This window comes from Dehalococcoidia bacterium, assembly GCA_025054935.1.
GTDB lineage: Bacteria > Chloroflexota > Dehalococcoidia > SpSt-223 > SpSt-223 > JANWZD01.
Window position 1 is genome coordinate 1 of record JANWZD010000029.1, and the last position, 5,918, is coordinate 5,918.

The window sequence follows — 5,918 nt, forward strand, 5'->3', positions numbered from 1 at the left end:
AGGCGCATCGGCCACCTCTACCCCAAGGTGGAGGTGACGGCGGCGATGGTGCAGGAGAGGCCGGACCTTGCGCCCTATCTCGGGAGGTCCCTGACGGTGATCGCCTGGCTCTGGGCGCGCACGGTGAGGAGCCCGAACCCGGCCTTCGCGCAGGTGGAGGTGCCGCTCGCCTCCACCTTCCTGCTCTCCAGCAAGGCGGGCAAGGAGGCCTGGGTGGAGCCGGTGATCGAGCAGGGCGGCTACCGGTTTGCGGTGAAGGTGAGCAGGCCCGCGAACCTCGAGGCGGTGAAGGCCGGCACCAAGCTGGCGCGGGGGGCGAATTTCCGCTGCGTGATGTCGGGGGCGCCGATCAGCGGCGACTACATCAAGGCGGAGGGCCGGGCCGGGCGGATGGGCGCGCGGCTGATGGCCATCGTGGCCGAGGGCGAGCGCGGGCGGGTCTATCTGTCGCCGACGCCGGAACAGGAGGCGGCGGCCCGGCAGGCGCGGCCGGAGTGGAAGCCGGAGACGCCGCTGCCCAATGATCCGCGCGCCTTTTGGACGGTGCCCTACGGCCTGACGACCTTCGGCGATCTGTTCACCGACCGGCAGTTGGTGGCGCTGACGACCTTCTCCGATCTGGTGGGGGAGGCGATGGCGCGCATCCGCGCCGACGCCTTGGCCGCCGGCCTGCCCGACGACCCCACGCCGCTGCGGGAGGGCGGGGCGGGGGCGATGGCTTACGCCGAGGCGGTAGCGACGTACTTGGGTATGATTATCAGCAAGACGGCTGATTCAAATAATTCTCTTTGCCCTTGGGAGCCCGTTGCCCAGTGCACAAGGCAGCTTTTTGGGCGTCAGGCAATTCCCATGCTCTGGGACTTTGCTGAGGCAAACCCATTGCACGACAGCTCAGGTGGATTTCTTACTAACATTAACGTAAGCCTTAAGCCTGTGGAAATTCTTGGGCGATTGGGCGAAAAAGGGGGACATTCCGTCCAAGCCGACTCGGCAACACAGAAAATCTCTCTCAACAAGATTGTCGCGACCGATCCTCCCTACTACGATAACATCGGCTATGCTGATCTTTCTGATTTCTTTTATGTTTGGCTGCGGGCGTCGCTCCTTCATTTGTATCCCGATATTTTTTCTACCGTATCGGTGCCGAAGGCAGAAGAGCTCGTTGCAACACCGTATCGGCATGGCGGAAAAGAGCGCGCGGAGAATTTTTTTCTAGAAGGCATGACCAATGCCATGCGTAAAATTGCCGAACTAACGCACTCATCTTTTCCAGTGACGATTTATTATGCGTTCAAGCAGTTAGAGACTGAGACCGTAAGGGGTACTGCGAGTACGGGATGGGAAACGTTTCTTGACGCGATGATCCACGCAGGCTTTACGATTTCAGGTACTTGGCCCATTCGATCTGAGATGACAGCCGCGCTGAAGGCGCTCTCGAATTCGCTCGCCTCCAGCATCGTCCTGGTCTGCCGCCCCCGCCCGGCCGATGCCCCCACCGCCACCCGCCGCGAGTTCCTCGCCGCCCTCAAGGCCGAACTCCCCGCCGCGCTGCGTAACCTACAGAAGGGCAACATCGCCCCGGTGGACCTCGCCCAGGCCGCCATCGGCCCCGGCATGGCGGTCTTCACCCGCTACGCCCGCGTGCTGGACGCAGAGGGCCGCCCCCTCTCGGTGCGGGAGGCGCTGGCCCTGATCAACGCCACCCTCGACGAGGTGCTGGCCGAACAGGAAGGCGATATCGACGCCGACAGCCGCTGGGCGGTCGCCTGGTTCGACCAGCACGGCTTCGCCGAGGGCGACTACGGCCTGGCCGAGGTGCTGAGCAAGGCCAAGAACACCTCCGTCGCCGGGCTTGCGGACGCCGGCATCGTCGAAAGCCGCCGCGGCAAGGTGCGCCTGCTGCGCCCCGCCGAACTGCCCGCGGGCTGGGACCCCGCTACCGACCCGCGCCTTTCGGCCTGGGAGGTGGTGCACCAGCTCATCCGCGCCCTCGAAGCCGGCGGCGAGGCGGCGGCGGCCGCGCTCGTCGCCAAGCTCGGCGCCCGGGCCGAGGTGGCGCGCGAACTCGCCTACCGCCTCTACGTCATCGCCGACCGCAAGAAGCGCCCCGCCGAGGCGCTCTCCTACAACGCTCTGGTGCAGAGCTGGCCGGAGATCAGCCGCCTCGCGCGGGAAGCCGCGCCCGCGGCCGACCTGTTCGCAACGGCCGGGGGGTGAGGGGTGGAGACGGTCAAGCGCATCGTCTGCCTCGCCAACTCCCGGAATCTCGGGGGGCGCTGCATCGCCGGCCGCGACTGGACAGGAGGCGAGGCCGGCGCTTGGATCAGGCCGGTCAGTGCCCGCCCGCACGAAGAGGTTGCTGACGAGGAGCGGCACGATCGCGCAGCAGCCGCCGCGCCGCATCTTCGCTGGCGGCTGCCTGCCGTGCAGCGAGGACACGCCCCACCCGCGCCACCGCCGGCTGGTCGCCGAGCATCTCGAGCAGCAATGGGCCGACGTCGGCGGGAAGCACCTGACCTGGGGATCGCCCGAGCATGGCCCTGACCAACCAGGAGCGCGTCGGCAAGGGCATGGAGCTGCTCCGTGCCGGCCTCGCACCCTTCGTGGAGCGCGAGATCCACAACGCCGTGGAGGTTGGCAGCGTGCGGATGGATGCCGTTCGGCGCTTCGCGGAAGACCCCATTCTCGGGCAGAAGCCGATCGCGCAGTGGGACGCTGCCGGCCTGCTCAAGCTGATGTGGGAGACGTGGAACGACGTGTTCGGCCGCACCCTCGGCCGCGCCGAACGCTCGTTGGTGCAGGAGCTGCGCGACTGGCGCAACAAATGGGCGCACCAGGAGCCGTTCTCGAGCGACGACACCGACCGCGCGCTCGACTCGATGAACCGGCTGCTCGCCGCCGTCTCCGCCCCGCAGGCGGACGAGGTCAACCGCATGAAGATGGAACTCCGCCGCCTGGTGTTCGAGGAACAGGCGCGCGGTGAACGGCGCAAGCTCGGCGGGTCGCTGGTCGAGCCGGCGGCGGCCGCCAACCTGCGGCCCTGGCGGGAGGTGGTGACGCCGCATGAGGATGTGCGCACGGGCCGCTTCCAGCAGGCCGAGTTCGCCGCCGATCTCTGGCAGGTGCACTTGGGCGAAGGCAGCGACGAATATCGCAAGCCCACCGAGTTCTTCCGCCGCACCTTCCTCACCGAGAGCCTCCGGCGGCTGCTGGTCGGCGCCGTGCGGCGGCTCGCCGGCGAGGGTGGCGACCCGGTGGTGCAGCTGCAGACCAATTTCGGTGGCGGGAAGACGCACTCGATGCTGGCGCTCTACCACTTGTTCGGCGGCACGCCGCCGGGCGAGCTCGCCGGCATCGATGCGGTGCTTGCCGAGGCGAATGTGAGGACGGTGCCGAAGGCGAACCGCGTCGTCCTGGTCGGCAACAAGATCTCCCCCGGCAACCCCGTGACCAAGCCGGACGGAACGGTGGTGCGCACGCTCTGGGGCGAACTCGCCTGGCAGCTTGGGGGGAAGAAGGCCTTCGCACGGATCGCCCAGGACGATGAGCGCGCGACCAGCCCCGGCGACGTGCTCCGCGAACTGTTCAACGAGTATGGCCCGTGCCTGATCCTGGTGGATGAGTGGGTCGCCTATGCACGGCAGTTGCATGACCACTCCGACCTGCCGGGCGGCAGTTTCGAGACTCAGTTCAGCTTCGCCCAGGCGCTGACGGAATCCGCGAAGCTGGCGAAGAACTGCCTGCTCGTGGTGTCGCTGCCGGCATCGGACACGGCGGGTTCGCCGCACACCCAGGCCGATGATGTCGAGGTGGGCGGGCTCCGCGGGCGCGAAGCGCTCGACCGGCTGCGGAATGTGGTGGGCCGGCTCGAATCCTCCTGGCGGCCTGCCTCTGCCGAGGAAGGCTTCGAGATCGTTCGGCGGCGGCTCTTCGACCCGATGCCGCCGGAGATGTTCAAGCATCGCGACGTGACCGCGCGTGCCTTCGCCGAGCTCTATCGGGTGCAGGCAGCCGAGTTCCCGCCCGAGTGCCGCGACAGCGACTATGAGAAGCGGATCCAGGCGGCCTATCCGATACACCCGGAGATCTTCGACCGGCTCTACACGGACTGGTCGGCGCTGCTGAAGTTCCAGCGCACGCGCGGCGTGCTGCGGCTGATGGCGGCCGTGATCCACAGCCTGTGGGAGAAGGGCGATCGTAGCCCGCTCATCCTTCCGTGCACCATTCCGATCGACGATCCCCGCGTGCAGTTCGAGCTGACGCGGTATCTGTCGGACAACTGGGTTCCGATCATCGAGAAGGATGTGGATGGGCCCAACTCGCTGCCACTTCGGATTGATGCGGAGGTGCCCAATCTCGGCAAGCTGTCCGCCACGCGTCGCGTTGCCCGGACTATCTATCTCGGTTCGGCCCCGACCACGGCCGCCGCGCATCGCGGCCTCGAAGATCGGCGGGTGAAGCTCGGCTGCGTGATGCCGGGCGAGGCGCCCGCCGTATTCGGCGACGCGCTGCGGCGCCTCGCCGCGCAGGCGACCTATCTCTATCAGGACGGGCCGCGCGCGTGGTATGCGACCCAGCCTACGGTCACGAAGCTCGCCGAGGACCGGGCCGAGCAGTTGAAGCGCGAGCCGGACAAGGTGGCGGAGGAGCTGGAGAAGCGCCTGCGCAGCGACCTCAGGCAGAAGGGCGACTTCTCCCGCATACATCCCTTGCCCCGGTCAGGGGGCGATGTACCCGATGACCTGGATGCGCGCCTCGTGGTGCTGTCGGCCGAGCATCCCTACAGCAAGGGGCCGGAGAACGCTGCCGAAACCGCGGCGAAGGCGATCCTCGCATCGCGCGGGAACGCCCCACGGCTCTACCAGAACACGCTCGTGTTCCTCGCGCCCGACAAGGTCCGGCTGCAGGATCTGGATGAGGCGATCCGCAAGTATCTGGCGTGGTCGCAGATCGTCGCCGAGGCGGACCAGCTGAACTTGGATCCTCAGCAGCGTCGACAGGCCGAGACGCAGCAGAGGGCTGCGGACGGCGCGGTGACGGCGAGGTTGCCAGAGACCTACCAATGGCTGCTTGTCCCGCAACAGCTCACTCCGCAGGCGCAAATCACCTGGCAGGCTGTGCGACTGAGTGGAAGCGATCCGCTTGCCGTCCGGGCGAGCAAGCGGCTGCGAGCGGAGGAGCTCATCGTGCTCAACATGGCCGCGACGATCCTGCGCAAGCACCTCGACGAGATTCCTCTCTGGCGCGGCGACCATGTTGCCATCCGCCAGCTCGCAGATGACTTCGGTCGGTACCTCTACCTGCCGCGTTTGTCCGGACCGGATGTCCTTGTTCAGGCCATACGCCAGGGCGTCGAACTTTTGACCTGGAGAGTGGAGAGCTTCGCTTTTGCCGAGAGCTTCGACGAGGCCGGCGGCCGCTATCGGGGCCTCCGCGGCGGCCAGTCCGTGGTGATCACCCCGGAGAGTTCTGGTCTGATCGTCAAGCCATCGGTTGCCGGCGCGCAGATCGACTCAGAGACCCCGCCAACCCATCAGCCGGTGCCGGGGCCGCCGGGACCAGTCGTCACGCCGCGCGAGCCTCTGCCGTTAGGGCAAGACCCTGGGTCGCCTCCGGCTGCCCTGCCTCCCCTGCGTCGCTTTTACGGCTCGGTCCGGCTCGACCCTTCCCGCGTCGGTCGGGATGCTGCGCGGATTGCGGATGAGGTGATTTCGCATCTGGTGGCGCAGATGGGTTCCGAGGTGACCGTAACCCTCGAAATCGTTGCCAAGCTCCCCGGTGGCGCGACAGAGCAATTGATTCGCACAGTGACGGAGAACGCGCGAACCCTGAAGTTTGACAGCCAAGGCTTTGAGACCGAGTGATGGGCGCTCCTGCTTGATCACAGACTTTCGAGCCGCCACCCAAACGGAGGTCGA

At 67.0% G+C, this 5,918-nt stretch carries 3 protein-coding genes; 2 read left to right on the plus strand and 1 reads right to left on the minus strand.

Annotated features, from left to right (window positions below):
* Positions 1 to 2,217: hypothetical protein (locus tag NZ773_16025; protein MCS6803435.1), on the plus strand; the 2,217-nt coding region annotated here is incomplete at its 5' end.
* A gap of 115 nt (positions 2,218 to 2,332) precedes the next feature.
* Here NZ773_16025 and NZ773_16030 read toward each other — a convergent pair.
* Positions 2,333 to 2,536 carry a hypothetical protein gene (locus NZ773_16030; GenBank protein MCS6803436.1) on the minus strand — a complete coding sequence of 68 codons (204 nt, stop codon included), beginning with the start codon at positions 2,534 to 2,536 and terminating at the stop codon, positions 2,333 to 2,335.
* On the opposite strand from NZ773_16030, the gene NZ773_16035 reads away from it, so the two are divergent.
* Positions 2,535 to 5,864, plus strand: coding sequence for a Swt1 family HEPN domain-containing protein (locus NZ773_16035; GenBank protein MCS6803437.1), 3,330 nt, complete (start codon positions 2,535 to 2,537; stop codon positions 5,862 to 5,864). The genes NZ773_16030 and NZ773_16035 overlap by 2 nt on opposite strands.
* Positions 5,865 to 5,918 lie beyond the last annotated feature (54 nt).

What these genes read in the sequence shown, in the direction of transcription:
- NZ773_16035 (MCS6803437.1), top strand. Translation starts at nt 2,535, where the DNA reads ATGGCCCTGACCAACCAGGAGCGCGTCGGCAAGGGCATGGAGCTGCTC.
- NZ773_16030 (MCS6803436.1), bottom strand. Translation starts at nt 2,536, where the DNA reads ATGCTCGGGCGATCCCCAGGTCAGGTGCTTCCCGCCGACGTCGGCCCA.